We start from the raw sequence: 26243 nt of genomic DNA, 5'->3' as shown, positions 1-26243 counted from the left end.
GGAGTGCTTGATGAAAATGCCCACCCCCATCAACCCGCCGGCGGATGATGCTGGCCAAGGTATCGAGGCGCAGGCCCAGGCATTGGCCGCCGAGCAGGCTGCGCTGCTGCAGGGCAGTTCGGTACAGGCCCGCTACGATCAGGCCCTCGGCGAACTGGTGGAGCAGAAAGCCGATCAGGCGGGTGCGCTGGAACAGCGGCTGGAGAACATGCTCGATCGTCAGCAGGCGCAATTGCAGCAGAACATGGCCTCACGCCCAGGCATGATCGCCCTGCCCTCCACACGTGCTGCCTGGGAACAGGCGAACCAGCGCTGCCAGGCACGTTTGCAACAGTTGCAGGCGCGCCTGGAACGGGTACAGGACCTGCACCATGGCATGGGTCTGTACTCTCCGCGTATCGAGGAGATGGCGGCGCGCCAGTTGCGAGCCGAGCAACCTGAACTGGTCGAGCAATGGAGCCTGCAACGCCAGGCCGAGCGCAGCTTGACCGAAACACAGCGCCGCAGCCTCACCCAAGAGCTGAGCCGTGGTCGGACGCCATCACCATGACGCCAACCCTTTTTCCCACTCACTTCATCCTTTCCGGAGCCCATCCATGAAGCACAACAACGCCGTTGGGCCGCAAATTCGCGGCGAGAGGCGCGGCGGCGCCAGCCGTTGGCAAGCTTTGCTGGCGCTGGCGTTTTTGCTCGCCGGGTTGGCCACTGCCACGCAATATTTCGCCTATCTGTTCAACTATCACGCCGCCCTTGGGCCTAACCTCAACGGGGTCTATGCCCCTTGGATGATCCTGGTGTGGGCCGCTCGCTGGTCGACCGAACAGCAGGACGCGCTGATGACCGCAGGCTCCGTCGGGGTACTGGTCACAGGGGTTGGCCTGATTGCCGTGGTGGTGGTGCGCATGATCACCAACAACAGTGCCCAGGCCAACGCCTTCCTGCACGGTTCGGCGCGCTGGGGGGGGCACAAGGACATCCAGAGCGCGGGTTTGCTGGCCGATGAAGGCGTGTACGTCGGCGCCTGGCTCGACAAGCGCAACAAGCTGCATTACCTGCGTCACAACGGGCCGGAACACATCCTCACCTTTGCCCCCACGCGCAGTGGTAAGGGCGTGGGGCTGGTGATTCCTACCTTGCTGTCGTGGAAGCACAGCGCCGTGATCACTGACTTGAAGGGTGAGCTGTGGGCGTTGACCGCAGGGTGGCGTCAACAGCATGCGGGCAACCGCGTGCTACGGTTCGAACCGGCAACCGCCAATGGCTGTGTGGGTTGGAACCCGCTGGAAGAGATCCGCCTGGGCACCGAGTTCGAGGTGGGTGATGTGCAGAACCTGGCCACGCTGATCGTCGACCCTGACGGCAAGGGCCTGAACGACCACTGGCAGAAGACCTCCCAGGCCATGCTGGTCGGCTGCATCCTGCACCTGTGCTACCGCGCCCAGGATGAAGGGGGCGTGGCCAGCCTGCCGATGCTCGATGCCATGCTGGCCGATCCCTCCCGGCCCATTGCGGAGTTGTGGGAAGAGATGACCCATTACGGTCACCTGGACGGCGAAAACCACCCGCTGGTGGGCTCTGCCGCGCGCGACATGCTCGATCGGCCGGCCGAGGAAGCCGGCTCGGTGCTGTCTACCGCCAAGTCCTACCTGTCGCTGTTCCGCGACCCGATCGTGGCCCGCAACGTGGCGCGCTCGGAGTTCAAGATCCGCGACCTGATGAACCACGACGACCCGGTCAGCCTGTTCATCATCACCCAGCCCAACGACAAGGCGCGCCTGCGCCCGCTGGTGCGAATCCTGGTGAACATGATCGTGCGGCTGCTGGCCGACAAGATGGACTTCGAGGACGGCCGGCCCAAGGCCCATTACAAGCACCGCCTGTTGATGATGCTCGATGAGTTCCCAAGCCTGGGCAAGCTGGACATCATGCAGGAGTCGTTGGCGTTCGTGGCCGGTTACGGCATCAAGTGCTACCTGATCATCCAGGACTTGTCGCAGTTGCAGGAGTTCTACGGGCAGAACGAGAGCATCACCTCCAACTGCCATATCCAGAACGCCTACCCGCCTAACCGCGTGGAAACGGCCGAGCACCTGTCCAAGCTGACAGGCCAGACCACCATCGTGAAAGAGCAGATCACCACCAGCGGGCGCCGCTCCAGTGCGTTGCTCGGGCAGGTTTCGCGCACCATCCAGGAGGTCCAGCGCCCCTTGCTCACCACCGACGAAGCCCTGCGCATGCCCGGCCCGCGCAAGGACAGCCAAGGCAACATTCAGGAAGCCGGGGACATGGTGGTGTACTGCGCAGGTTACCCAGCCTTCTACGGCAAGCAGCCGTTGTACTTCCAGGACCCGATCTTCCTGGCCCGCGCCAAGGTGCCTGCGCCGCGCGAGAGCGATCGCACCATCGATCTACGGGACACTGTGACCCCGGCATGAAACGTCCGCTGAGCGTGGCCGCCGCCTTGGCCATCCTGTGTTTCCTGTTGCTGCCCCTGGCGCTGCACTGCGGCGCCAGGATCAATGTGACCAGCAGTTTCCCGCCCGGTATCTATTGGGTAGTCGACAAGACGCCGGCCAAGGGCGACTTGGTGATGTTCTGCCCGCCAGAGCAGCCCTTGTTCGATTTGGCCCATAGCCGTGGCTATGTGGGCAGCGGGACATGCCCTGGCGGCTACATGCACATGCTCAAGCGCCTTGTGGCCGTGGCGGATGACGAGGTGGACTTCGCCGAGACGGGCGTGCGGGTCAATGGTCAGTTGCAGGTGCGCAGCCAGCCGCTGGCCAAGGACCCCAGTGGGCGGAGCCTGCCACGCCCGCCTCAGGCTCACCTGCGCCTGGCGGGCAGCGAGGTGCTTCTGCTCTCCGACTACAGCAGCCTGTCGTTCGACGGTCGCTATTTCGGTGTCTTGCCACGCAAGCAAGTGAACGAAGTGGTCAGGCCTTGGCTGGTATGGCAGCGCGAGCCACGTTGAGCGCTGGGGCCTTAATCCCCAGCCTCACTAATCCGAGCAAATAATTGCAGTCATGGTACTTGGCAATTGATGCTTTTTTGCTACTATTGAAACTCCCTCCTGATCATCTGGAACGCCCGTTCTAGAGCCTCCGAATTAAGTTTCAGTTAAGTTTTCCCGGCTAGCGTAGGAAATCAGTCCACACCGACTGTGATTTATGCTCAATGCCTGTCATCTAAATCCCAGCATTGCCAGAATCTTTCACCGGTAAAATGGATTTGCCTACTCACCGTCAAGAGGATGAATCATGCCCGTAAAGGACCCATCCAAGGTCGTGCCGCAGGTCCCTGCGGAGAGCGCCGATGCCGCCCTGAAGCACATTGTCGACGGCTTCCTGCGCTTTCATCATGACGTTTTTCCTGAGCAGCAAGAGCTGTTCAAGAAGCTCGCCACGGCGCAAACGCCGCGCGCCATGTTCATTACCTGCGCCGACTCGCGCATCGTGCCGGAGCTGATCACGCAAAGCTCGCCGGGCGATCTGTTCGTTACTCGCAACGTCGGCAACGTGGTCCCGCCTTATGGCCAGATGAACGGCGGCGTTTCCAGCGCCATCGAATACGCCGTCATGGCGTTGAAGGTGCATCACATCATCGTGTGCGGTCACTCCGACTGCGGCGCCATGCGCGCCGTGCTCAACCCGCAGTCGCTGGCCAAGATGCCGACCGTCAGCGCATGGCTGCGTCATGCCGAAGTAGCCCGCACCGTGGTCGAGAACAACTGCACGTGCGAAACCGAGCACGAGAACATGCAGGTGCTGACCAAGGAAAACGTCATCGCCCAGCTGCATCACCTGCGTACGCACCCCTCCGTTGCTTCGCGCCTTGCCGCTGGCGAGCTGTATATCCATGGTTGGGTGTACGACATCGAGACGAGCAAGATCGAAGCCTACGACGCCTTGAGCGACAGCTTCCTGCCGCTGTCGGCAGACCAGCCAGTGCCCTGCGCTACGCCGAGAGGCCGCTACTAAGCGACCCGACCACCGCTGAACCTTGATGGCCGGCTACACCCCGCTGGGGTGTGGCGTGGCCGTCTGCTGCCCTGAATTCCCTGACTGGTGTGCCGGCTTCTGCGCTGGCGGCTTGCTGCCGCGCGCCTGTCGGGGCTAAACGTGCCCGCGGCCAGAGGAATGGCCGTGCGATAGAGAAAGGAGTAATACGGTGAACATTACACAGCTGAAAGCGGCCCTGCCGCGTGAGTTGCTGGCCTCGGTAGTGGTCTTTCTGGTGGCCCTGCCCTTGTGCATGGGCATTGCGATTGCCTCCGGTATGCCGCCGGCCAAGGGACTGATCACCGGTATCATCGGCGGCATTGTCGTCGGTTTTCTTGCCGGTTCCCCGTTGCAGGTCAGCGGACCGGCAGCTGGGCTGGCGGTGTTGGTCTTTGAGTTGGTGCGCCAGCACGGCATGGCCATGCTCGGGCCGATTCTGCTCCTGGCAGGGATACTGCAGTTGCTGGCCGGGCGCCTGCGCCTGGGCTGCTGGTTTCGAGTGACGGCGCCTGCGGTGGTGTACGGCATGCTGGCGGGTATCGGGGTACTGATCGTGCTGTCGCAGGTCCATGTGATGTTCGACACGGCGCCTCAGCCGTCGGGCATGCAGAACCTGCTGGCGTTCCCGGCAACCGTCGCTGGGGCATTGCCCCTGCAAAGCGCAGGCATGGGTTGGCAGGCCGGTGCATTGGGGTTGGGTACCATGGTCATCATGTGGGGCTGGGAACGGTTGCGGCCACAGCGTTTGCGCTTCATTCCGGGGGCATTGCTGGGTGTGACGGCCATGACTGCCATCAGCCTGTGGCTGGCGCTGCCGGTGAATCGCGTGGAGGTACCGGCGGACTTGTCCGAGGCCATCGACTGGATTCGGCTCGATGACCTGATGAAACTGACCGACCCTAGCCTGCTGGTGGCTGCCTTCGCACTGGCATTCATCGCCAGCGCCGAAACCTTGTTGTCCGCCGCAGCGGTGGACCGCATGCACAGTGGCCAGCGCTCGAATTTCGACCGGGAACTCTCGGCCCAAGGCATCGGCAACATGCTGTGTGGCGTACTGGGCGCGCTGCCCATGACCGGCGTGATCGTGCGTAGCTCGGCCAACGTTCAGGCCGGCGCACAAACCCGGGCTTCGGCGATTCTGCATGGCGTGTGGCTGTTGGCGTTCGTGGTGGTGCTCAGCAGCATCTTGCAGCAGATCCCGATTGCAAGCCTGGCCGGGGTGCTGGTGTTTACCGGGATAAAACTGGTCGATCTCAAAGCCTTCCGGGGCCTTGGACGCTATGGCCGGATGCCGATGTTCACCTATGCGGCCACCGCCTTGGCGATCATCTTCACCGACCTGCTCACGGGCGTCTTGCTGGGCTTTGCCCTGACGTTGCTCAAGCTCGCCTTAAAGGCAGCACGCCTGAAGATCAACCTGGTGGACCTGCCCAAGGCCGGGCACATGGAACTTCGCCTGAGCGGCGCGGCCACCTTCCTCAAGGTGCCGGCGCTGACCAAGGTGCTCGACGGCGTACCGGCCGGCACCACCTTGCATGTGCCGCTGGGCAACCTCAGTTACATCGACCACGCCTGCCTGGAGTTGCTCGAAGACTGGAGCCGCAGCAATGCAGCCAATGGCTCCAAGCTTCGCGTCGAGCACAAGCGCTTGAAACGGCGGGTAGAGGGACGGTTACGTACCACGTCCGGCGTCGGCGCCTGACAGCGGGCCGTGGCCCAGGCCGGCCATCGCAAGAACAGCCAGCCTGGCCCTGCTCAGGCTGGCTGGCCGAGCTCCACGCCCAGCTGACGTGACAAGCAAGGCCAACGTTTCCAGGCGGCGCCGGTTTCAGGGCTGCTCAGCTTCTCGCGGTAGGCCTCTACGGATTCGGCGGCGAAGCTCTCGTCGTCGAGCATTTCATCGACCGAATGGTGCACCACTTCGTCGAGCTGATTGGCGAACGCCTCGCCGATCAGCTGGTGAGCGATCAGGTTGGCAACGGTGGTATCGACGGGGATGAGCGGCTGCTGGAAGTGCCGGATGTACAGGTCGTTCACCTCCTCCACCAGGCGATGGGCCAGATAGGCCTCATCCAACAGGCAGTCCAGGCCGACATGCCCTTGCATCACGCTGGGCGGCTGCAGGAAGTAAGCCTCGGCAATCTTCAGCACCGGCGTGATCTGCGACTCGATGCCGGCTTCACGCGCCACCTCATGAGCCGCTTCGAGCAGTTCCGGCACTTGATCGATGTAGGCACCCACAAAGCGCGCCAGCGTGTCCTGAGCACCCTGCTCCGGCAATTGAATGGACGGGTGCAGGTGCGGCAGTTGCAGCGCGAGACGTTTTTTCAGCTGGCCGGTCTGGCCTTCATGTTGATGGGCTTGATTCACCTGCTCGCGTACAGCAGCGATGTTCATGACAACTCCAAGGACAAAACGTTTCAAACGGAAGACACTAACTTAGCTGGATATTCAATTAAGTTAAGATCCATTTGTTATAAACGGATCCAATCCCTGTGGCATCCAGCATATATGGCGTTCCCTGCCTGACGGTTTTCCTTCAATTACACCGGTTTAGAGCCTTGAGGCGGCGGATGAAGTTCATTTCATGAAGAGCCTCGCCCACCGTGCTGATCCTTCCGGGCAGCCTGAAAAGGCCAGTGCAGGCCGTGGCGCCGCGCCGCATGCGCAGCATGTCGGCATCGCGTACCCTACTGCCTACCTTGTGCGCTGTTCGCCACAGCGATCGTCGACCTCAACCTGTTACCGAGCCCATGACCCGAACCCAGAAAGCCGTCTTCATCATCGCTGCCCTGATCGTTGTGATCATGGGCCTGATCCTCAACAATGTGCTCAACGCCAAACGCGCCCCGAGCGCCACCGAGCTTATCGATGCTGGCATCATCCTGCTGCCGCAAAGCCGGACGGTGGCTGGCGTGACCATGACCAACCAGGATGGCCAGCCGGTGCAGCTGGACCAGCTGAAAGGCAAGTGGTCGCTGCTGTTCTTCGGCTATACCTACTGCCCGGACATCTGCCCCACCACGTTGGCGCAGCTGCGGCAGGTAAAGAGTGAACTGCCCAAGCAGGCGCTGGACCGCTTGCAGGTGGTATTGGTGAGCGTGGACCCCAACCGCGACACGCCGAACCAGCTCAAGCAGTACCTGGGTTATTTCGACAAGGACTTCATGGGGCTGGCCGGTTCCGTGGAAGACACTCAGAAGCTGGCCAATGCGCTCAGCATTCCCTTCATCCCAGCCGATACCAGCAAGCCCGGTTACACCGTGGACCACAGCGGCAACCTGGCCATCGTCGGCCCGGACGGCCGTCAGCGTGGCTTCATTCGTGCGCCGTTCGACAGCCAGAAATTGGTGGCCCGCCTACCTGGTCTGGTCCAGGGCGACTGAGCATCGCTCAGGGCCCTGCGCGGAGCCTGGCCTCTGGGGCGATAGCACAGGCGCATTGCCCCCGTGCTTGTGTCACGCGCCAGTAGCAACCTTACCCTGGGTCGCCAGGCGACCCAGGGCGCAGGCTCAGAACGCGGGTACTACAGCGCCTTTGTACTTCTCGGTGATGAACTGCTTCACCTCAGGCGAATGCAGAGCGGCTGCCAGCTTCTTCATGTCCTCGCTGTCCTTGTTGTCCGGACGCGCGACGAGGATGTTCACGTAAGGCGAATCGCTGCCCTCGATGGCCAGCGCATCCTTTTCCGGGTTCAGCTTGGCTTCCAGTGCATAGTTGGTGTTGATCAGGGCGGCATCGACCTGGGTCAGCACGCGCGGGATGGTGGCCGCTTCAAGTTCGCGGAACTTGATGTTCTTCGGGTTCTCGGCAACGTCTTTCACAGTGGAGAGGATGTTGGTGTTGTCCTTGAGCTTGATGACACCAGCCTTGTCCAGCAGCAGCAGAGCACGGCCACCGTTGGTGGCATCGTTGGGGATGACTACGGTGGCGCCGGACGGGAGTTCGTCGAGCTTCTTGATCTTGGTGGAGTAAACGCCCAGCGGTTCGATGTGCACGCCAGTCACGCTCACCAGGTCAGTGCCCTTGGCCTTGTTGAACTCATCGAGGTAAGGCTGGTGCTGGAAGAAGTTGGCGTCCAGACGCTTTTCCGCCACCTGTACGTTTGGCTGGATGTAGTCGGTGAATTCCTTCACCTTCAGCTCCACCCCTTGCTTGGCCAGCAGCGGCTTGACCACATTGAGAATCTCGGCATGCGGCACCGGCGTAGCGGCGACGGTGAGGGTATCGGCCTGGGCCGAGAAGGCCGCGATGGCGGCAGCGACAGCAAGCAGCTTCTTCATTGATCACTCCTTGTGAGGGCCGCGACGGCCCCCGAACGGGTCGGTCGAGCCGACCCCATTGGGGTTACTTACGGGAAAAATGCACAACCAGCCGGTCGCCGACACTTTGCAGGACCTGCACCAGCACCAGCAGCAGCACCACGGTCACGACCATGACGTCGGTCTGGAAGCGCTGGTAGCCGAAACGAATCGCCAGGTCCCCCAGGCCACCGGCACCCACGACACCGGCCATGGCGGTGTAGGAAACCAACGTGATGGCCGTGACGGTGATCGCGGCGAAGATCCCTGGCCGGGCCTCAGGCAACAGCGCGCTGGTGATGATCTGGCGCGTGGTGGCGCCCATCGACTGGGTAGCTTCGATGATGCCGCGGTCCACTTCGCGCAGGGCGGTTTCGACCAGACGTGCAAAGAACGGGGTAGCACCCACCACCAGCGGCGGGATCGCACCTGCCACGCCTAGCGATGTACCCGTGATCAGCACGGTGATAGGGATCATTACGATCAGCAGGATGATGAACGGCAGCGAGCGCAGGATGTTGACCACCAGCGACAGCAACGCGTACACGCCCTTTTGTTCGAACATTTGCCGCGGGCCGCACAGGAACAACAGCACACCGAGTGGCAGGCCGAGCAGTACGGTGAAGAACAGCGAGCCGAACAGCATGATCATGGTATCGACGGTTGCCAGCCAGATTTCGGCCCAGTCGACGTTAGCGAAGAAACTCAGGGCGTCCATCAACGCAATACCTCCATATGAACATCAGCAGCCTTGAAGCAGGCAAAGGCCGCTTCCATGTCGCCGCCGATCAGGGCAAGTGTGAGCTGGCCGTAGGGGACGTCCTTGATGCGATCGATACGCCCGGCAAGGATGCTGTAGTCGACGCCGGTTTCACGGGCGACGGTGCCCAGCAGCGGTGCATAGGTCGCGTCACCCTGGAAGGTCAGTCGCACGATGCGGCCTGGCACATGGGCGAAATCGTCGCGCTGCTCGCCTTCGTCGACTTGCTCGTCTTCCTGCACGAAGCGTTTGGTGGTGGGGTGCTGCGGATGGAGGAACACGTCCGCCACCGAGCCCTGCTCGACGATCTGGCCGGCGTCCATTACTGCCACCCGGTCGCAGACACGGCGGATCACGTCCATTTCATGGGTGATCAGCACAATGGTGAGCTTCAGCTCACGGTTGATCTCGGCCAGCAGCTGCAGTACCGAGGCGGTGGTCTGCGGGTCCAGGGCGCTGGTTGCTTCGTCACACAGCAGAATCTTCGGGTTGGTGGACAACGCACGGGCAATGCCGACGCGCTGCTTTTGACCGCCCGACAACTGCGCAGGGTACTTGCGCGCATGGTCCGACAGACCGACCCTGGCCAGAAGCTCGACCACGCGTTTGTCGATCTCGGCGCGCGACAATTGGCCAGCGAGGGTGAGTGGCAGGGCGACATTGTCGGCGACGGTCTTGGACGCCAGCAGGTTGAAATGCTGGAAAATCATGCCGACCTGCTGGCGAAAGCCGCGCAATTGGGTGGCATTGAACGCGGTCACTTCTTCACCGTCGACGATGATCTTGCCGCCGGAAGGCTCTTCCAGGCGGTTGATCAGGCGCAGCATGGTGCTCTTGCCGGCCCCGGAGTGGCCGATCAGGCCAAACACCTGGCCATCCTCGATCGTCAGGGTCGTCGGATTCAGGGCGGGAATTTCTCTACCGGCAACGCGGTAAGTTTTGTGTACCTGTTGGAACTCGATCACGTAGCGAACCTTGTGGGGCGCATGGAAATTGATTCAGCGGTGGGCTGGGGGCCGCATTTTAGCCTTTTATAACCGCTGTTCTTAGCATTTATTTTGCCTCTGACCAATCAGAACGCTATATGGCGACAGCTGGTCATCCCGATGGAACGCTCGCTCTTGTGCCCGGGTCACTAACTGGACAAGCCCGATCGGGCGCCCGAAGACTGATGAGGAAAGCCAACCATGCCCAGCAAGAACAAGGATGCGCCGAAGCACAGCGAGGCCGCAGGTACTCAGACCCCGGATCGGGCCAATACCAATGCCAAGTTGCAGAGCCTGGAAGCAGACCGCAGCGATGCCACCGGGCAGGCGCTGCGCACCAACCAGGGTGTGCGCATTTCGGACAACCAGAACACCTTGAAGGCCGGCGACCGCGGCCCCTCGCTGCTTGAAGACTTCATCATGCGCGAGAAAATCACCCATTTTGACCATGAGCGCATCCCGGAGCGGATCGTCCATGCACGAGGCACCGGTGCCCATGGTTATTTCCAGAGCTATGGCTGCCACGCCGAACTGACCAAGGCCGGTTTCCTGCAAGATCCGGAGAAGATCACCCCGGTATTTGTGCGCTTTTCCACCGTTCAGGGGCCGCGCGGCTCCGGTGACACGGTGCGCGACGTGCGCGGCTTTGCCGTGAAGTTCTATACCGATGAAGGCAACTTCGACCTGGTCGGCAACAACATGCCGGTGTTCTTTATCCAGGACGCCATCAAGTTCCCGGACTTCGTACACGCCGTCAAGCCCGAGCCGCATAACGAGATCCCCACCGGCGGTTCGGCCCACGACACCTTCTGGGACTTTGTCTCGTTGGTGCCTGAATCGGCGCACATGGTCGTCTGGGCCATGTCGGACCGCGCCATCCCACGCAGCCTGCGCATGATGGAAGGTTTCGGCGTGCACACCTTCCGTCTGGTCAACGCCGAAGGCGTGGCCCACTTCGTCAAGTTCCACTGGAAGCCCAGCGAGGGCGTGCATTCCGTGCTGTGGGACGAGGCGCAGAAACTGGCGGGCAAGGACACCGACTACCACCGTCGTGACCTGTGGGAAGCCATCGAAACCGGCGACTACCCGGAATGGGAACTCGGCGTGCAGATCGTGCCTGAGGCCGACGAGCACAAGTTCGACTTCGACCTGCTGGACCCGACCAAGATCATCCCTGAAGAGCTGGTCCCGGTCACCCCGCTGGGCAAGATGGTGCTCAATCGCAACCCGGACAACTTCTTCTCCGAGGTCGAGCAGATCGCTTTCTGCCCAGGCCACATCGTGCCGGGCATCGACTTCACCAATGACCCGTTACTGCAGGGTCGCCTGTTCTCCTACACCGATACTCAGATCAGCCGCCTGGGTGGCCCAAACTTCCACCAGATCCCGATCAATCGCCCGGTTGCCCCGAACCACAACAACCAGCGCGATGCGATGCACCAGCATATCGTGCACAAAGGCCGCGCCGCCTACGAGCCCAACTCCATCGACGGCGGCTGGCCGAAGGAAACCCCGCCCGGCCCACGCGACGGCGGTTTCGAGACGTATCAGGAGCGCGTCGATGCGCACAAGATTCGCCAGCGCAGCGATTCGTTCGGTGATCACTTCTCCCAGGCACGCCTGTTCTTCCAGAGCATGAGCCCGACCGAGCAGCAGCACATCATCAAAGCCTACAGCTTCGAATTGGGCAAGGTTGAGCGTGAGCACATACGTGCACGCCAGGTGAATGAGATTCTCGCCAACATCGACCTGAAGCTGGCAGCAGCCGTGGCGGAAAACCTGGGCCTGCCAGCCCCTAAAGCCGGTACCGTCAAGGTCAAGGGCAGCCAGCTGGCCGAATCGCCAGCCTTGAGCCAGATGAACCATCCGGGCAAGGTCGGGATCAAGGGTCGCAAGATCGCTGTACTGATCGCCAACGGCGTGGATGCCGCCAGCGTCGACAAGATGGTCAAGGCCCTGGAGGCGCAGAGCGCTCGCCCCATGCTGCTGGGCCCGACCTCGGCGCCTGTGAAGGCCGCCGACGGTACGCAACTGCCGGTAGATGCCTCCATGGAAGGCATGCCGTCGATCATGTTCGATGGCATCGTCGTACCCGCTGGCAAGGCGTCCACCGATGCCATGGCGGCCAGTGGCCTGGCCAAGCACTTCCTGCTTGAGGGCTACAAGCATCTCAAGGCGATGGTGCTGACCCAGGAACTGCTTGCAACGCTGGGCCTGAAGGAAGACAAGGGTCTGCTGACCGGCGACGACCAGAAGGCCATGGACGCGTTCGTCAAGGCAGTGGAAGGGCATCGCGTATGGGAGCGTGAAGCGGCTGCCGAAGCGGTTCCTGCTTAAACCCTCCGCGTGTCAGGGGCTGCATTGCAGCCCCTATCCACGGGCCTAGCGCTGGTGGGGTACCAGCACCACCTGAGCGGGCAACGCGCGCTGGATGTCGTGCTTTTGTTTCAGGTCGAAGGTGCTGTCGATCTTGCGAACACGCTTGGCCAGCAATGTCTTCAGCCACGGCGCATCCGCGCTGCGTGGCACCTGGAACACCACATCGCAACCATAATTGACCACGTCGGCGGCGATGTCATCGAGCTGCTGGCGCATGGCTTGGATGTCGGTGGTTTCCAACGCAATCACCGTACTGGGCGCACTGGGGTCGATCACTCGAGCCTTGGGTTTGGCTTCGGCAGCCTTGAGTGCGGCTTCGGCCTTGGCCAGCTCGGCCTTGCGCGCTTGTGAAACGGCATCACCGCCAGTGACCGCCGGTGCCTGTGGCATCAGTGCGCGCGCGCGCGCCAGGGCTGTGACCGCCGCATTCACGTCACCCTTCTGCAACATGATCTGGCTGCGTTGCAGGTAGGCTTCGGCCAGCTCGCGCTGGTATTGCTCGACGCGGCCATCGCCAGGCGACTGCGCTTGCAGGGAGACCAGTTGGTCTTCTGCGGTGGCCAGCTCGTTGCTGGCGATATTTTGTTGCAACTGCTGCCATGCATCAGGCTGGGCAGGCGTGCTGGCCTGTTCGACCGGTGCATGGGAGCACGCGGCAAGGAACAGGGAAAAGACGCCAACAAGCAGACAACGGGAGGCAAACGGCTTCATTCCTGCGGCTCTCTATTTGCGCAAAAAGCGAGCAAGTCTACACCCAGGTGCGCACGCTCGAAAACTGGTCTTACAGACCCTTTACTCCGCCGAAGGTTGCAAGGCAGGACTTGGACGCCTGTCGCTCACCGTTTGGGCAGGGCCAGACTCAGCAAGAATAGCACCGCAGCGCACACCACAATGGATGGACCGGCAGGCGTGTCCTTGAACCATGACAAGGCCAGCCCGCCGCAGACCGCTACCACGCCTATGACGCTGGCGCCTACGGCCATCTGCTCGGGAGAGCGCGCATGCCGCTGAGCGGCTGCCGCCGGAATGATCAGCAAAGAGGTGATCAGCAAGACGCCGACGATCTTCATGGCCACCGCGATGACCACGGCGATGAGCAGCATCAGCGCCATGCGCAACGCTGCAACCGGTAGCCCTTCGACCGTTGCCAGTTCTTCGTGGACGGTGACGGCGAGCAAGGGGCGCCACAAGACGGCGATCAGTACGAGTACCAGGGCGCTGCCGCCCAAAATCCAGGCAAGATCGGTCGGGCTGATGGCCAGCAGATCCCCGAACAGGTAAGCCATCAGGTCGATGCGCACGTCGTGCATGAAGCTCAGCACCACCAGGCCCAAGGACAAGGTACTGGGTGCCAGGATACCGAGCAGCGTGTCGGATGCCAGAGGCTGGCGTTGCTGCAAGGTCACCAGCAAAATCGCCAGCAACAGGCAGCCCACGGTGACGGCCAATGTGGGGCTGACATCCAGCACGAAGCCCAGGGCCACACCCAGCAAAGCAGCATGGGACAGGGTGTCGCCAAAGTAGGCCATGCGCCGCCAGACGACGAACGAGCCAAGGGGGCCAGCTACCAGCGCGAGGGACAGACCAGCGAGCAGGGCGTAGAGAAGAAAATCAGCCATGCTTGCAGTGCGCTCCGTGAACATGGGGGGCTGGGGCGACCACCGAACCGTGCAGGTCGTGACTGTGGTCATGATGATGGTGATAAATGGCCAGGCTGGGTGCGGTCTGGCCGAACAGTTCGACGAATGCCGGGTCACCGCTGACCTGTTCGGGATGACCGGAGCAGCACACATGGCGGTTCAGGCACACCACCTGATCGGTCGCACTCATGACCAGGTGCAGGTCGTGGGAAACCATCAATACGCCGCAACCCAGGCGGTCGCGCAGTCGGGTGATGAGGTTGTACAGCTCCGTTTGCCCTACTACGTCAACGCCTTGGACCGGCTCGTCCAGCACCAGCAACTGCGGCTCTCGCAGCAGCGCACGGGCCAGCAGCACACGCTGCATTTCACCCCCGGACACAGTCTGGATGGGACTGTCGATCACGTGCTCGGCGCCGACCTCCTGAAGCGCCGACAGGGCCGCTGCGCGATCCACGCCAGGTACCAAGCGCAGAAAGCGCAGCACCGACAACGGCAGCGTGGCGTCGACCTGGATTTTTTGCGGCATGTAGCCAATGCGCAGCCGGGGTTTGCGCCATACCGAGCCGCGGTGTGGCTTGAGTAGCCCCAGCACGGCGCGGACCAGCGTGGTCTTGCCCGCTCCATTGGGCCCGATCAGGGTGACGATCTGGCCGGGTGCGACTGCCAAGTCGATGCTGTCGAGCACGGCCTCCCCGCCATAGGTGACGCCAACCTGCTCCAGGCGGATCAGCGCGTCGCTCATGCCGCGTCCTTGCAGTTGCTGCACACGCCCACGACCTCGACGGTTTGGTTCTCGACCGTGAAACCTACATGCCTGGCGCTGCCGACGATGGCATCGCTGATACTCGCCTGCTCCAGCTCAATGGCGATATGGCACAGTCGGCAAATGAGAAACTGCCCCTGGTGCGTATGCTCGGGATGGCTACAACCGATAAAGGCGTTGAGCGAAGCGATGCGGTGCACGAGACCGTTTTCCAGAAGGAAGTCCAGCGCGCGGTACACCGTTGGCGGCGCCGCGCGACGGCCATCCTGTTCGCTCAGCACCGCCAGGATGTCGTAGGCGCCCAGCGGTTTGTGGCTCTGCCACACCAGCTCCAGTACCCGGCGGCGCAGCGCCGTCAGGCGCAGCCCTTGACGAGCGCACAGAGCGTCGGCTTCAGCCAGGGCGCTGTGCACGCAATGGGAATGGTCATGAGGACGGGTGGCCAGCGGCGTAATGGACATGGGCAGCGACGATTCTGGATAGAGACGTTATTATGTTACCTGTTTCTGACGATTCGAGTACCTACCGTGGCCCGATTCCTTACCCTGTTTGTCGCTTTCATCGCATTTTCCGCCCACGCTGACGTGCATGTGCTGACCAGCATCAAGCCTCTGCAACAGATCGCCGCTGCTGTGCAGGAAGGCGTCGGCAGCCCTGAAGTGCTGTTGCCGCCGGGTGCCTCGCCTCACCATTACGCACTGCGTCCCTCGGACGTGCGCAGGGTCGCGGAGGCGGATTTGCTGTACTGGATAGGCCCGGACATGGAGGGCTTTTTGCCCAAGGTGCTGACCAGCCGCAGCAAGACGACCGTCGCGGTACAGTCGCTGCCGGGCATGAAGCTGCGTCACTTTGGCGAGGACAGCCATTCCCACGACGAAGACCACGACGACCATGACCATGATCACCGCCCAGGCAGCCTGGATGCGCACTTGTGGTTGTCTTCGGTGAACGCCCGGGTGATCGCCGGGAAAATGGCCGCCGATCTCGCCAGCGTGGACCCTGCCAATGCCGACCGCTACACGCGTAACCTGGCGACCTTCACCCAGCGCCTGGACGCGCTCGACACCCGCATCAAGGCTCGGGTGGCGGGTGTGGCCGGTAAGCCTTACTTCGTGTTCCACGAGGCCTTCGATTATTTCGAGGCTGAGTATGGCCTCAAGCATACCGGCGTGTTCAGCGTGGCGTCCGAAGTGCAGCCCGGCGCTCAGCACGTGGCCGCCATGCGTAAGCGGCTGCAGGAAGTGGGCAAGACTTGCGTCTTCAGCGAGCCGCCCTTGCGCCCCCGGCTGGCCGAAACCCTGACAGCCGGTCTGCCGGTGCGCCTGGCCGAGCTCGATGCGCTGGGTGGCACCGATCCGGTAGATGCGCAAGGCTACGAGCGATTGCTCGACAAGCTAGGGGGCGACCTGGCGAGCTGCCTGGAGCAGCTGTAAAGGTACGCTGCGGCTGCATATCTGGGTGGGCGCCCGGGGCAGCGCCTGATGCCTTCTGCCCCATGGGCAGGCGCACAGGGCCTGCCGCCAGGGTTTGGATCAGAGGGCGAACGGCAGCTTCACGGCCACCTGCTGGCGCTGCGCCAGGCGCACCTCGAACTCGCTTGGGTCGTGGATCATCACATCCATGCCAGCAAAGGACTCCGCCGCGATCAAGCGAGACAGCCAGAACCGCACGCAGGCAACGCGCAACATCTGTGGCCAGAGTTCGGCTTCGGCTGCTGTGAACGGCCGTAATGCGGCGTAGGCGGCAAGCAAGGCCTGGGCGCGCGGTACATCGATGCCGGCCTGCGCATCCAGGCACCAGTCGTTCAGGGTAATGGCAATGTCATACAGCATCGGCCCCGAGCAGGCGTTGTAGAAGTCGATGACCCCGGACAGATGGGTGCCTTCGAACATCACGTTGTCGCGGAACAGGTCGGCATGCAGGTTCGCCCGGGGCAGTGCCAGGATCTGCGCCTGGTGGGCGGCGATTTCATCCAGCGCCGGTTGCAGCAGGCTCGCCTGCTCGGCGTTCAGGCGCGGCAGCAGTTCAGCCCCGGCGGCCAGCATCCACTCAAGGCCTCGGTCCGTGCGGCGCTCGATGATGTGTTCACGGGTGGCCAGGTGAATGTGTGCGAGCAGTTCACCGACCTGGGCACAATGCTGGGCATTGGGCGCCTTGATGTGTTTGCCCGAGAGCCTGGGTTGCAGCAACGCCGGTTTGCCGCATAGTTCGCGCAGGCCATGGCCGTCACGGTCACGAATGGCGTAGGGCACTGGCATCCGGGCCGTGTGCAGGGTATCGAGCAGCTCGATGAAGAACGGCATGTCCTCGCTGGGCCCACGCTCGATCAGCGTCAGCACGAACTCCCCCTGTTCGAGGCTGACGAAGAAGTTGCTGTTCTCGGTGCCGGCGGCGATACCCTGGAAATCGAGCAGGCGACCCAGCTCATAAGGTGCCAGAAAGGTTTCCAGCTCAGGCCGGGTCACGGGGGTGAAGACTGACATGATGAAAGATTGCCCATGCAGGCACTTCTGGCCGAAGTGCCGGGTTGATGTGAACGGTGCGCGTCAGATTACCACTCGAAGATCTTCCAGGACGGAATCAGCATGTCCGGCTGGTCGGAACGAATGAAATTGCCATCGGAGCCATCGGCGCGTACCAGAAAGTAAGGCTTGCCATGTTTGGGCGTGATCTTGATCGCATACAGGAAGCCGTTTTGGCGATATTCCTGGATGGTCTTGTCGCCTTCCGTGCGAATGGTCACCTCGGGATCGGCCGAGGGCGCGTCATCCGCCGCCAAGGTAACGACGGGCAGACCTGCCATCAGGCAGAGCAGTAACAGGCGATTGAGTGTACGCATGATAACCTAGTCCCTTTGTCGTCAATGATTCTGGCTATTCTAGCGCCGGACCCGTCGAAAAGGTTGATTCTGCTCATGAGCCAAGCGCCCCTCGTCCTCGTGGACGGTTCCTCCTACCTTTATCGCGCCTTCCATGCCTTGCCCCCGCTGACCACGTCCAAGGGCATGCCAACCGGTGCGGTGAAGGGTGTGCTCAACATGCTCAAGAGCCTGCGCAGGCAGTACCCAGACAGCTTGTTCGCCGTGGTGTTCGACGCCAAGGGCGGCACGTTCCGCGACACTCTGTTCGCCGACTACAAGGCCAACCGCCCCAGCATGCCTAACGATCTGCGGGTGCAGATCGAGCCGCTGCATGCCAGCGTCAAGGCCATGGGCTACCCACTGTTGTGCGTCGAAGGGGTCGAAGCTGACGATGTCATCGGTACCTTGGCACGCAGCAGCGCGGCGCTGGACCGGCCGGTCATCATTTCCACCGGCGACAAGGACATGGCGCAACTGGTCGACGGGCACATTACCCTGGTCAACACCATGACCGGTAGCGTGCTGGACGTGGCTGGCGTGCACGAGAAATTCGGGGTCGGCCCCGAGCACATCATCGACTTCCTGGCGCTGATGGGCGACAAGGTGGACAACATTCCAGGTGTGCCTGGTGTGGGTGAAAAGACCGCCGTCGGGCTGTTGACCGGGATCGGCGGGGGGCTCAGCGACCTGTACGCGAACCTGGACAAGGTGCCTGCGCTGCCCATTCGAGGCGCCAAGAGCCTGCCCGCCAAGCTTGAAGAACACCGTGAAGCGGCTTTCATGTCGTACGAGCTGGCCACCATCAAGATCGATGTGCCGCTGGACATCGAAGTCGATGCGCTGGTGTGCGGCGAACCAGACCGCGAGGCGCTGCTGGCGCTGTATACCGAAATGGAGTTCAAGAGCTGGATTGCCGACCTGCAGCGCGATGCGGCTCGGGAAGGGGACCAGTTGCCCCCGGTAGAGGCCCCGGCGGCCATGGTCGAGGCCCGCTATGAAACCATCCTTGACCAGGACCGCTTCGACGCCTGGCTTGAGAAACTGCGCCAGGCACCGCTGTTCGCGTTCGATACCGAAACCACCGGCCTCGATGCGCAGCGCGCCCAGCTGGTAGGGATTTCCTTCGCCGTCGAGCCCCATGAAGCGGCCTACGTCCCCTTGATGCACGACTACGAAGGCGCCCCTGCCCAGTTGGACCGTGAGGCCGTTCTGCTCGCGCTCAAGCCCTTGTTGGAGGACCCGGCAAAAGCCAAGGTCGGCCAGAACGCCAAGTACGACATCAACATCCTTGCCAATGGTTCTCCCGCGATCCAGGTGCAGGGGGTGGCCTATGACACCATGCTTGAATCGTACGTGTTCAACTCGACCGGCACGCGGCACGACATGGACAGCCTGGCGCAAAAGTACCTTGGGCATACCACCATTGCGTTCGAGGACATCGCAGGCAAAGGTGCCAAGCAGCTGACCTTCAACCAGATCCATCTGGACAAGGCCGGCCCCTACGCGGCCGAAGATGCCGACATCACCCTGCGCCTGCACCAGGCATTGCAGGCGCACATGGCCAAGACCCCCAGTGTGCAGTCGGTGCTCACGGACATCGAAATGCCGCTGGTGCCGGTGCTGGCCAAGATCGAGCGCCAGGGCGCGTTGGTCGATGCGGCGCTGTTGCACGTCCAGAGCGGCGAGCTGGGTGTGAAGATGGCCGAGCTGGAACAGCGGGCCTTCGAACTGGCTGGTGAGGAATTCAACCTGGGTTCGCCCAAGCAGCTGGGCGCGATCCTGTACGACAAGCTGGGCATGCCGGTGATCAGCAAGACGGCCAAGGGCCAGCCATCGACGGCAGAAGCTGTGCTGGACGAGCTGGCCGAGCAAGGGTACCCACTGCCTGAAGTGCTGATGCAGTACCGCAGCCTGAGCAAGCTCAAGAGCACCTACACCGACAAGCTGCCGGGGCAGATCAACCCTCGCACGGGGCGAATCCACACGTCGTACCAGCAGGCAGTGGCGGCCACGGGCCGGTTGTCGTCCAGTGACCCGAACCTGCAGAACATTCCGATCCGCACGGCCGAAGGCCGGCGAATCCGCCAGGCCTTCATCGCAAGCCCTGGCTACAAGCTGCTGGCCGCCGACTATTCCCAGATCGAGCTGCGCATCATGGCGCACCTGGCCAAGGACGAAGGCTTGCTGCACGCGTTCCAGAACGATCTGGACGTGCACCGGGCGACGGCGGCCGAAGTATTTGGCGTTGCGCTCGAACAGGTCACCCATGACCAGCGGCGCAGCGCCAAGGCGATCAACTTCGGGCTGATCTACGGCATGAGCGCCTTTGGTCTCGCCAAGCAGATCGGGGTGGACCGCAAGCAGTCCCAGGATTACATCGATCGTTACTTCACACGCTATCCAGGGGTGTTGGCCTACATGGAGCGTACCCGTGCCCAGGCCGCAGAGCAGGGGTTCGTGGAAACCCTGTTTGGTCGCCGGCTCTACCTGCCTGATATCAACGCCAAGAACCCAGCCTTGCGCCGGGGAGCCGAGCGCACGGCGATCAACGCGCCGATGCAGGGTACGGCTGCCGACATCATCAAGCGCGCCATGGTCAATGTGGACAACTGGCTGACCGAAAGCGCACTGGATGCGCGGGTGATCCTGCAGGTGCACGACGAACTTGTTCTTGAGGTGCGCGAAGACCTCGTGGATCTGGTGAAAGATGAAATTCGAAAGCACATGAGTCAGGCGTCGCAACTGGACGTGCCGTTGCTGGTCGAGGCCGGTGTGGGCGCAAACTGGGACGAAGCCCACTGATTGCGCGGGCCAAGGGGCGTTGTGGTGCGGTTTGCCGTCACAGTCGCCCTGGGCTGTCACAACCGGTTTCATGAAACTGTCGCAAATAGTTCCAGGCCCCAGGAACTAAAGCAGTGAACTGCAACTCAGAGTACCTGAATGGCTGGTGAAGCCGTTCGATGCTCCTATGTTGTGTTAAGTGTTGGCAGATATCCGGACCCCGCCCTAGCGGTCCGGGCTTGGACCCCGAACTTCCCCCTCCCCATACGAAGTCCGGGGTTTTTTTTGCCTGAAATTTGCCTGGCGCGGGCCTTGGCCCTCAGGCGACAGGCTTGTCTTCGAGCTCCATCCAGTCGGCCAGCACGCGGTAGGCGTCTTCAAGGCCCAGGCGCTTGGGGGCCGAGAACAGTTGGATGGTCACGCCTTCGCCCCAGCCTTTCCTGATCTCCGATTGCACCTTGAGCAAGGTGTTCTTGGCGGCGCCATGGGTGAGCTTGTCGGCCTTGGTCAGCAAGATATGCATGGGCATGCCGCTGGCCTTGGCCCAATCGAGCATCATCTTGTCGAAATCCGTCATCGGGTGGCGGACATCCATCATCAGGATCACGCCACGCAGGCATTCGCGGCTGCCCAGGTAAGCTTCCAGGTGGCGCTGCCAGTGCTGCTTGAGGGGGATGGGCACCTTGGCGTAGCCGTAGCCCGGTAAGTCGACCAGGCGGCGTTCGTCATCCAGGCTGAAGAAGTTCAGCAACTGGGTGCGGCCGGGCGTTTTCGAGGTGCGGGCCAGGCTGGCGTGGGTCAGCGTATTCAGCGCGCTGGATTTACCGGCGTTGGAGCGGCCGGCGAAGGCCACCTCGTAACCCTGGTCGTCCGGGCATTGTTCGACCTTGGCAGCGCTGAGGGCGAATTTGGCTTTCTGGCACAGGCCGAGGATGGGGTTCTTGACTTGCATGGGATATCCGATGTGGTGATGCCAGCCCCCTGTTGAGCGGGGCCTGGCAAGCGGTGTCGTTTCCGTTTGGGTGGCGGAAGTATATAATGCCCCAGTTTTTGTGTGCTCTTTCTCCCGGCTTTGGGGAACGAGCATGGGGTGTCGAACATGAGCTTGCGCATTAGAACGCAGCGCGGCCCCCAACCCTGAACGTCATGGCGCAATACGCAATGGCCGCTTGCTGTCGGTCTGTTCCTGCCGGTTTTCAGCGCACAGGCTACACAGGATTCCGAGGTGTTGTACAACCGCGTGTGCGCGGCGGGTACAGCGAACGCCTGCTCCATGAGCCCAGAGGGGCGATCGGGCAACCTGAATCCTGATCTGGCGCAATGCATGAATATCTCGGCACGGCACAATGCTCAGGGTTTCAAGGCTATGCCGCCGCGTGGATTGTGCATGGACTGCAGTGCCGAGGACTACCGTCTGGTCATCCTTTGGATGAATGGCAGTCCCGATACATAACATTTCACCCCTAGCCGTGTTGGATTAGCTGATGAACAAACTAGTCGTGAGTCTGCTGTTGAGCCTGGGTGTCGCAGGTGCGGCCACTGCTGCGCAGCCCGTCAAAGGCGATGCCGCCGCAGGTCAGGCCAAGACGGCCGTCTGCGGGGCCTGCCACAACCCAGATGGCAATAGCCTGGCACCGAACTTCCCCAAGCTGGCAGGTCAAGGCCAGCGCTACCTCGAAAAACAAATGCACGATATCAAGTCCGGCAAACGCGTCGTGCTGGAGATGACCGGCATGCTGGCCGGTTTCAACGACCAGGACCTGGCCGACATTGCGGCATATTTCGCTAGCCAGAAAAGCAGCGTGGGCGCGGCCGACCCTGCGCTGGTCGAGCGCGGGCGTGCGCTGTTCAACGGTGGCGACCTGGACAAGGGCATGCCGGCCTGCACGGGCTGCCACTCGCCTGACGGGGCGGGTATCGCACTGGCCGGGTTCCCTCACCTGAGCGGGCAGCATGCCCAGTACGTGAGCAAGCAGCTGACGGACTTCCGTGAAGGCAATCGCACCAACGATGGGGATGCCATGACCATGCGCACCATCGCCGGGAAGCTCAGTAACCATGACATCGAGGCATTGGCCAGCTACATCCAGGGCCTGCATTAATGCCCGGTTAATGTTGAAAGCCAAAGATGAAAGGGCGGCGCGGCTGCCCTTTTTTTCGTCCGCAGCCGTTACACTACAGAACTAGAGCCCTTCCCGGCCTGTCTCAATCCAGGTCGTGCCGTGGCGACCCATGACTGCTCAGGAGTAAAGCATGCGTAAACTGATTCTCAGCGCTGCGCTGGTCGCTGCCAGCGTACTTGGTATGACTTCCGTTCAGGCCGCAGAGCCTGTAGCCGGCAAGGAGTATGTCGAGCTGAGCAACCCGGTTCCGGTTTCCGTGCCTGGCAAGATCGAAGTGGTCGAGTTGTTCTGGTATGGCTGCCCGCATTGCTATCACTTCGAGCCTGTCATCAACCCGTGGGTCGACAAGCTGCCCGAGGACGTCAACTTCAAGCGTGTGCCTGCCATGTTCGGTGGCCCTTGGGATGCCCATGGCCAGATGTTCCTGACTCTGGAAGCGATGGGCGTCGAGCACAAGGTGCACGCGGCGGTATTCGACGCCATCCAGAACCAGCACAAGCGCCTGACAGACCCAGAAGACATGGCCGCTTTCCTGGCAACGCAGGGGGTGGACAAGGACAAGTTCCTGGCCACCTACAACTCTTTCGCCATCAAGGGCCAGGTCAACCAGGCGAAAGAACTGGCCAAGAAGTATGAAATCACGGGCGTTCCCAGCATGGTGGTCAACGGTAAGTACCGCTTCGACCTGGGCACCGCTGGCGGACCAGAGGGCGTCCTCAACGTGGCCGACCAGCTGATCGACAAGGAGCGCGCTGCCAAATAGGCAGCGCACCCATGCCTCGCCTACGGGTCACGCGCGGCGTTGCCCTGCCCCAGCCGCAGGTCAACGAGCATCACCTGCAAGCCCCCGGCTTGCCAGAAGATGGTCGTCTGCGGCTGCTCAGCTTCAACATCCAGGTGGGCATTAGTACCGAGCGCTATCGGCATTACCTGACGCGCAGCTGGCAGCACCTGCTGCCGCACACTGGCCGAGCCAGCAACTTGCAGAAAATCGGTAAGTTGCTTGGGGACTTCGATCTGGTGGCCCTGCAAGAGGCGGATGGGGGCAGCTTGCGCTCGGGCTATGTCAATCAGGTCGAGCATCTGGCCCAACTGGGTGCCTTCCCCTATTGGTACCAACAGCTCAATCGCAACCTTGGGCGCTTCGCTCAGCACAGTAATGGCGTACTCAGTCGCTTGAAGCCTCACCAACTCGAGGATCACCCACTGCCTGGCCCAGCAGGGCGCGGGGCTATCCTGGTGCGCTTCGGCGAGGGTGAGGATGCGCTGATCGTAGTCATGATGCACTTGGCCTTGGGCGCCAAGACCCGTGCACTGCAGCTGGCCTACATCCGCGAACTGATCGGCGGGTATCGCCATCAGGTGTTGATGGGGGACATGAACACCCATGCTACCGACCTGCTCGAGCATTCACCGTTGCGCGACCTTGGCCTGATTGCGCCTCAGGTGGAGGCCACCTTCCCCAGTTGGCGACCACAGCGCTGCCTGGACCATATCCTGCTCAGCCCGAGCCTTACCCTGGAAAGGGTCGAGGTGCTGGCCCAGCCGATTTCCGACCATCTTCCTGTGGCCGTCGAGATCCGATTGCCTGATGCATTGACTGTGGATACGCTGCCGGCCTTGAGCTGAATCAACTGACGCCTCGCTTGCCCTCAAGTGTCCCGGGCACGCGCCGACAGTGTGTATCAGACAGCCCCAGTTGTATCACCCGTGCGGACACAGGCATGACCGAAGAAGCCGAGCGCTGGAAAGAAAAATACCTGATAAGCATTGAGCAACAGGAGAAGCTCGAACGTCGCTGGGAGGCGCGCCTGGACTTGCTGCGCCGAGGCCTGGTTCGCAGTACGTTAGCCGCTGAGGGCAGCGACAAGGTCGTCGACCAGTGCATGAAGGAAATGCGCGAGGTCATTCGCAGTGACAACATGGATGCCGGGCTTGCCGGCCTTATCCCCCGTCTTGAAAAAGCGGTACTGGAGTCTGAGCAGCGCCGCGAAACCCGCATGAACCAAGTGGGCGATGCGCTGACGGCACTGGTTGATCAGTTGCAAGGCCTGCCGTTGACCAGCGATGTCTCCAGGCCGTTGAAGAAGCTTGCCAAGCGGCTGGAGGCCGGTGTAACCCAGTCTCGCGATCTGCCGCCGCTGCTGGGGGAACTCAGTGGGCTGCAAGGGCGTGCGCTGGCCGCGCTGGACAGGCCCGAAGCCAGTTCGCGGGGCGGCTTTTTGCAGCGGTTGTTCAAAGGTCGCGATGACCTGGCGCCTGTCGAGGCCGCCAGCGAGCAGGCGCCGGGCCTCGTCCCTGCTGCCTCGCAGCCCCTGGTTCAGGAAGCGTCCATTGTCCCTCAGCACGATGGGCATGAGGACAGCGATGCGTCCCCGTCACTGATCGAGTCTGAACAAATGTCGGGTGGCGAGCCGCCGCCCGTGCCCCAGGCACCTGGTCCGGCAATGGGCGTGCCATTGCAAAGTGGGGGTGAGGATGATTCGACCCCTTTGGCTGATGTCACGTTGTCTGACCAAGAGGCCTATGCCCTGCCCTACGCAGTCGAGCCGCCATACAGCCAGGTGGCCGCCCATATCGAGCAGACGCTGCTCGGTCTGCTGGATGACCTGAGCCTGCCGGACCGCCACAAGGCGCAGGCGCAGGCGATGCGCGAACGGGTGGCGCGCGGCATGAACTGGTACGAGTTGATTCCGGTGCTGGATGATCTTGCCGTGTTGTTGCTGGCGATCACCGACAGCGGCCAGCATGAGTTCGAAACCTATCTGCAATTGCTCAATGAGCGGCTCGAGGGTTTCCACGGCCACTTGCAGGCCGCCAGCGCAGGTCACGCCGACAACAGCAGTGCGGCACGCGAACTGGATACGCAATTGCGTGAGCAGGTGGACGGGCTGCAAACCGACATGCAAGGCGCCGCAGACGTATCGAGCTTGAAGCACCTGCTCGAAAGCCGGCTCGAAGGCTTGCTGATGACGATGGACCAGCACCAGCACGAGCGCGATCGCCGCGAGCAGGCGCTGGCTGGGCGTCTGCAGGGGCTGTCCGAGCGCGTGGCCAGCATGGAGCAGGAAGCGCTGGGTTACCGTGAGCACCTGGAGGAGCAGCGGCAGAAGGCGTTGCTCGACCCACTGACCGGCTTGCCCAATCGTGCGGCCTGGAGCGAGCAAATCGAGCGCGAGATGCAGCGCTGGCAGGAAAACGGCGGCGACTTGGCCATGGCGATTCTGGACCTGGATCATTTCAAGCAGATCAACGACGGCTATGGGCATCTGGCCGGTGACAAGGTACTGAAGATCGTGGCCGAACAGTTGCGCAAACGGCTGCGAGGCCAGGATTTCATTGCCCGCTTCGGGGGCGAGGAGTTCGTGCTGCTGCTGCCCGACACCTCCCCGGCAGACGCGTTACAGGTCGTCGAAACGATGCGCCTTGCCGTAGAGGCCTGCCCGTTTCACTTCAAGGGGGAGCGGGTGGTGGTATCCACGTCCATCGGGCTGAGCGCGTTCAGGCCTGGCGAGGTGGCCGATCAGGTGCTCAAGCGTGCCGACGCAGCGCTTTACCGTGCCAAGCAACGGGGGCGCAACTGCGTGGAGCAGCACTGACCGAGCGCCTGGCAAGGGCGAGCGCAGATGCGGGGAGAGCGTTATACTGT

25 protein-coding genes are annotated in these 26243 nt (G+C 62.1%); 14 read left to right on the top strand and 11 right to left on the bottom strand.

What is annotated here, in order from left to right:
• Positions 1-10 precede the first annotated feature (10 nt).
• From FH041_RS17035 to FH041_RS17015, 5 genes are all read left to right on the top strand, one after another.
• Positions 11-550 carry an IncP plasmid survival protein KfrC family protein gene (locus FH041_RS17035; protein WP_023532599.1) on the top strand — a complete coding sequence of 180 codons (540 nt, stop codon included), beginning with the start codon at positions 11-13 and terminating at the stop codon, positions 548-550.
• A 46-nt stretch (positions 551-596) separates the two neighbouring features.
• Entirely contained in the window at positions 597-2435 is a 1839-nt protein-coding gene (locus FH041_RS17030; RefSeq protein ID WP_027913252.1) for a type IV secretory system conjugative DNA transfer family protein, read from the top strand.
• Positions 2432-2971 (top strand): conjugative transfer signal peptidase TraF, encoded by a 540-nt coding sequence (traF, locus tag FH041_RS17025; RefSeq protein WP_027913251.1) that lies wholly within the window; start codon positions 2432-2434, stop codon positions 2969-2971. Before FH041_RS17030 ends, traF begins: the two co-directional genes overlap by 4 nt.
• A 286-nt stretch (positions 2972-3257) precedes the next feature.
• Positions 3258-3977, top strand: coding sequence for a carbonic anhydrase (locus tag FH041_RS17020; protein WP_023532649.1), 720 nt, complete (start codon positions 3258-3260; stop codon positions 3975-3977).
• 190 nt (positions 3978-4167) lie between these two features.
• On the top strand, positions 4168-5700 hold the full coding sequence (locus tag FH041_RS17015) for a SulP family inorganic anion transporter (RefSeq protein ID WP_027913250.1): 1533 nt from the start codon (positions 4168-4170) through the stop codon (positions 5698-5700).
• A 53-nt stretch (positions 5701-5753) separates the two neighbouring features.
• On the opposite strand, the gene FH041_RS17010 is transcribed toward FH041_RS17015, so the two are convergent.
• Positions 5754-6395, bottom strand: coding sequence for a hypothetical protein (locus FH041_RS17010; protein ID WP_027913249.1), 642 nt, complete (start codon positions 6393-6395; stop codon positions 5754-5756).
• A gap of 356 nt (positions 6396-6751) precedes the next feature.
• On the opposite strand from FH041_RS17010, the gene FH041_RS17005 reads away from it, so the two are divergent.
• Positions 6752-7384 carry an SCO family protein gene (locus FH041_RS17005; protein ID WP_027913248.1) on the top strand — a complete coding sequence of 211 codons (633 nt, stop codon included), beginning with the start codon at positions 6752-6754 and terminating at the stop codon, positions 7382-7384.
• A gap of 126 nt (positions 7385-7510) precedes the next feature.
• Here the strand turns inward: FH041_RS17005 and FH041_RS17000 are convergent, their stop codons facing one another.
• The 3 genes from FH041_RS17000 to FH041_RS16990 form a co-directional block, all read right to left on the bottom strand.
• Positions 7511-8281, bottom strand: coding sequence for a MetQ/NlpA family ABC transporter substrate-binding protein (locus FH041_RS17000; protein WP_027913247.1), 771 nt, complete (start codon positions 8279-8281; stop codon positions 7511-7513).
• Between the two features lie 64 nt (positions 8282-8345).
• Positions 8346-9017 carry a methionine ABC transporter permease gene (locus FH041_RS16995; protein WP_027913246.1) on the bottom strand — a complete coding sequence of 224 codons (672 nt, stop codon included), beginning with the start codon at positions 9015-9017 and terminating at the stop codon, positions 8346-8348.
• Positions 9017-10024 (bottom strand): methionine ABC transporter ATP-binding protein, encoded by a 1008-nt coding sequence (locus tag FH041_RS16990; RefSeq protein ID WP_027913245.1) that lies wholly within the window; start codon positions 10022-10024, stop codon positions 9017-9019. The genes FH041_RS16995 and FH041_RS16990 overlap by 1 nt, the downstream gene beginning before the upstream one ends.
• Before the next feature lie 222 nt (positions 10025-10246).
• On the opposite strand from FH041_RS16990, the gene katE reads away from it, so the two are divergent.
• A complete protein-coding gene (gene katE / locus FH041_RS16985; RefSeq protein ID WP_027913244.1) occupies positions 10247-12382 on the top strand; it encodes a catalase HPII in 2136 nt (711 codons plus the stop codon).
• Positions 12383-12427: 45 nt separating this feature from the next.
• On the opposite strand, the gene FH041_RS16980 is transcribed toward katE, so the two are convergent.
• The 4 genes from FH041_RS16980 to zur form a co-directional block, all read right to left on the bottom strand.
• Positions 12428-13135, bottom strand: a complete 708-nt coding sequence (locus tag FH041_RS16980) for a PA5502 family lipoprotein (protein ID WP_027913243.1) — start codon at positions 13133-13135, stop codon at positions 12428-12430.
• Positions 13136-13260: 125 nt separating this feature from the next.
• Positions 13261-14043, bottom strand: a complete 783-nt coding sequence (gene znuB / locus FH041_RS16975; protein ID WP_027913242.1) for a zinc ABC transporter permease subunit ZnuB — start codon at positions 14041-14043, stop codon at positions 13261-13263.
• Positions 14036-14809: a zinc ABC transporter ATP-binding protein ZnuC gene (gene znuC, locus FH041_RS16970; protein ID WP_027913241.1), complete on the bottom strand. Its 774-nt coding sequence runs from the start codon at positions 14807-14809 to the stop codon at positions 14036-14038. Before znuC ends, znuB begins: the two co-directional genes overlap by 8 nt.
• Positions 14806-15291, bottom strand: coding sequence for a zinc uptake transcriptional repressor Zur (gene zur / locus FH041_RS16965; protein WP_027913240.1), 486 nt, complete (start codon positions 15289-15291; stop codon positions 14806-14808). The genes znuC and zur overlap by 4 nt, the downstream gene beginning before the upstream one ends.
• 66 nt (positions 15292-15357) lie before the next feature.
• Here zur and FH041_RS16960 point away from each other — a divergent pair, with 66 nt between their 5' ends.
• Complete coding sequence (locus tag FH041_RS16960; RefSeq protein ID WP_027913239.1) at positions 15358-16263, top strand: zinc ABC transporter substrate-binding protein ZnuA; 906 nt, start codon at positions 15358-15360, stop codon at positions 16261-16263.
• Positions 16264-16362: 99 nt separating this feature from the next.
• Here FH041_RS16960 and FH041_RS16955 read toward each other — a convergent pair whose 3' ends face one another.
• Complete coding sequence (locus FH041_RS16955) at positions 16363-17313, bottom strand: homoserine kinase (RefSeq protein ID WP_027913238.1); 951 nt, start codon at positions 17311-17313, stop codon at positions 16363-16365.
• A gap of 68 nt (positions 17314-17381) precedes the next feature.
• Positions 17382-17669, bottom strand: a complete 288-nt coding sequence (locus tag FH041_RS16950; RefSeq protein WP_027913237.1) for a DUF2782 domain-containing protein — start codon at positions 17667-17669, stop codon at positions 17382-17384.
• Positions 17670-17744: 75 nt separating this feature from the next.
• On the opposite strand from FH041_RS16950, the gene polA reads away from it, so the two are divergent.
• Complete coding sequence (polA, locus tag FH041_RS16945; RefSeq protein ID WP_168199546.1) at positions 17745-20492, top strand: DNA polymerase I; 2748 nt, start codon at positions 17745-17747, stop codon at positions 20490-20492.
• A gap of 298 nt (positions 20493-20790) precedes the next feature.
• On the opposite strand, the gene yihA is transcribed toward polA, so the two are convergent.
• A complete protein-coding gene (gene yihA / locus FH041_RS16940; protein WP_027913235.1) occupies positions 20791-21423 on the bottom strand; it encodes a ribosome biogenesis GTP-binding protein YihA/YsxC in 633 nt (210 codons plus the stop codon).
• A gap of 228 nt (positions 21424-21651) precedes the next feature.
• Between yihA and FH041_RS23045 the strand changes: the two genes are divergently transcribed.
• The 5 genes from FH041_RS23045 (at position 21652) to FH041_RS16915 (ending at position 26193) form a co-directional block, all read left to right on the top strand.
• Entirely contained in the window at positions 21652-21924 is a 273-nt protein-coding gene (locus FH041_RS23045) for a cytochrome c5 family protein (RefSeq protein ID WP_080992798.1), read from the top strand.
• A 31-nt stretch (positions 21925-21955) separates the two neighbouring features.
• Positions 21956-22573, top strand: a complete 618-nt coding sequence (locus FH041_RS16930) for a cytochrome c (RefSeq protein ID WP_027913234.1) — start codon at positions 21956-21958, stop codon at positions 22571-22573.
• A 151-nt stretch (positions 22574-22724) separates the two neighbouring features.
• On the top strand, positions 22725-23357 hold the full coding sequence (dsbA, locus tag FH041_RS16925; protein ID WP_027913233.1) for a thiol:disulfide interchange protein DsbA: 633 nt from the start codon (positions 22725-22727) through the stop codon (positions 23355-23357).
• A gap of 11 nt (positions 23358-23368) precedes the next feature.
• Positions 23369-24223 (top strand): endonuclease/exonuclease/phosphatase family protein, encoded by an 855-nt coding sequence (locus FH041_RS16920; protein WP_027913232.1) that lies wholly within the window; start codon positions 23369-23371, stop codon positions 24221-24223.
• Between the two features lie 95 nt (positions 24224-24318).
• Positions 24319-26193, top strand: a complete 1875-nt coding sequence (locus FH041_RS16915) for a GGDEF domain-containing protein (RefSeq protein ID WP_027913231.1) — start codon at positions 24319-24321, stop codon at positions 26191-26193.
• Positions 26194-26243: the final 50 nt, after the last annotated feature.

The organism is Pseudomonas sp. SWI7, from assembly GCF_006351945.1.
GTDB lineage: Bacteria > Pseudomonadota > Gammaproteobacteria > Pseudomonadales > Pseudomonadaceae > Aquipseudomonas > Aquipseudomonas fulva.
This window is presented reverse-complemented; position numbering and strand designations above follow the sequence as displayed.

Bases quoted from the DNA above. Each gene is read 5' to 3' on its own strand.
- FH041_RS17035 (WP_023532599.1), top strand. From the start codon at position 11: ATGAAAATGCCCACCCCCATCAACCCGCCGGCGGATGATGCTGGCCAA.
- FH041_RS17030 (WP_027913252.1), top strand. From the start codon at position 597: ATGAAGCACAACAACGCCGTTGGGCCGCAAATTCGCGGCGAGAGGCGC.
- traF (WP_027913251.1), top strand. From the start codon at position 2,432: ATGAAACGTCCGCTGAGCGTGGCCGCCGCCTTGGCCATCCTGTGTTTC.
- FH041_RS17020 (WP_023532649.1), top strand. From the start codon at position 3,258: ATGCCCGTAAAGGACCCATCCAAGGTCGTGCCGCAGGTCCCTGCGGAG.
- FH041_RS17010 (WP_027913249.1), bottom strand. From the start codon at position 6,395: ATGAACATCGCTGCTGTACGCGAGCAGGTGAATCAAGCCCATCAACAT.
- FH041_RS17005 (WP_027913248.1), top strand. From the start codon at position 6,752: ATGACCCGAACCCAGAAAGCCGTCTTCATCATCGCTGCCCTGATCGTT.
- FH041_RS17000 (WP_027913247.1), bottom strand. From the start codon at position 8,281: ATGAAGAAGCTGCTTGCTGTCGCTGCCGCCATCGCGGCCTTCTCGGCC.
- FH041_RS16995 (WP_027913246.1), bottom strand. From the start codon at position 9,017: ATGGACGCCCTGAGTTTCTTCGCTAACGTCGACTGGGCCGAAATCTGG.
- katE (WP_027913244.1), top strand. From the start codon at position 10,247: ATGCCCAGCAAGAACAAGGATGCGCCGAAGCACAGCGAGGCCGCAGGT.
- FH041_RS16980 (WP_027913243.1), bottom strand. From the start codon at position 13,135: ATGAAGCCGTTTGCCTCCCGTTGTCTGCTTGTTGGCGTCTTTTCCCTG.
- znuB (WP_027913242.1), bottom strand. From the start codon at position 14,043: ATGGCTGATTTTCTTCTCTACGCCCTGCTCGCTGGTCTGTCCCTCGCG.
- znuC (WP_027913241.1), bottom strand. From the start codon at position 14,809: ATGAGCGACGCGCTGATCCGCCTGGAGCAGGTTGGCGTCACCTATGGC.
- zur (WP_027913240.1), bottom strand. From the start codon at position 15,291: ATGTCCATTACGCCGCTGGCCACCCGTCCTCATGACCATTCCCATTGC.
- FH041_RS16955 (WP_027913238.1), bottom strand. From the start codon at position 17,313: ATGTCAGTCTTCACCCCCGTGACCCGGCCTGAGCTGGAAACCTTTCTG.
- FH041_RS16950 (WP_027913237.1), bottom strand. From the start codon at position 17,669: ATGCGTACACTCAATCGCCTGTTACTGCTCTGCCTGATGGCAGGTCTG.
- polA (WP_168199546.1), top strand. From the start codon at position 17,745: ATGAGCCAAGCGCCCCTCGTCCTCGTGGACGGTTCCTCCTACCTTTAT.
- yihA (WP_027913235.1), bottom strand. From the start codon at position 21,423: ATGCAAGTCAAGAACCCCATCCTCGGCCTGTGCCAGAAAGCCAAATTC.
- FH041_RS16930 (WP_027913234.1), top strand. From the start codon at position 21,956: ATGAACAAACTAGTCGTGAGTCTGCTGTTGAGCCTGGGTGTCGCAGGT.
- dsbA (WP_027913233.1), top strand. From the start codon at position 22,725: ATGCGTAAACTGATTCTCAGCGCTGCGCTGGTCGCTGCCAGCGTACTT.
- FH041_RS16920 (WP_027913232.1), top strand. From the start codon at position 23,369: ATGCCTCGCCTACGGGTCACGCGCGGCGTTGCCCTGCCCCAGCCGCAG.
- FH041_RS16915 (WP_027913231.1), top strand. From the start codon at position 24,319: ATGACCGAAGAAGCCGAGCGCTGGAAAGAAAAATACCTGATAAGCATT.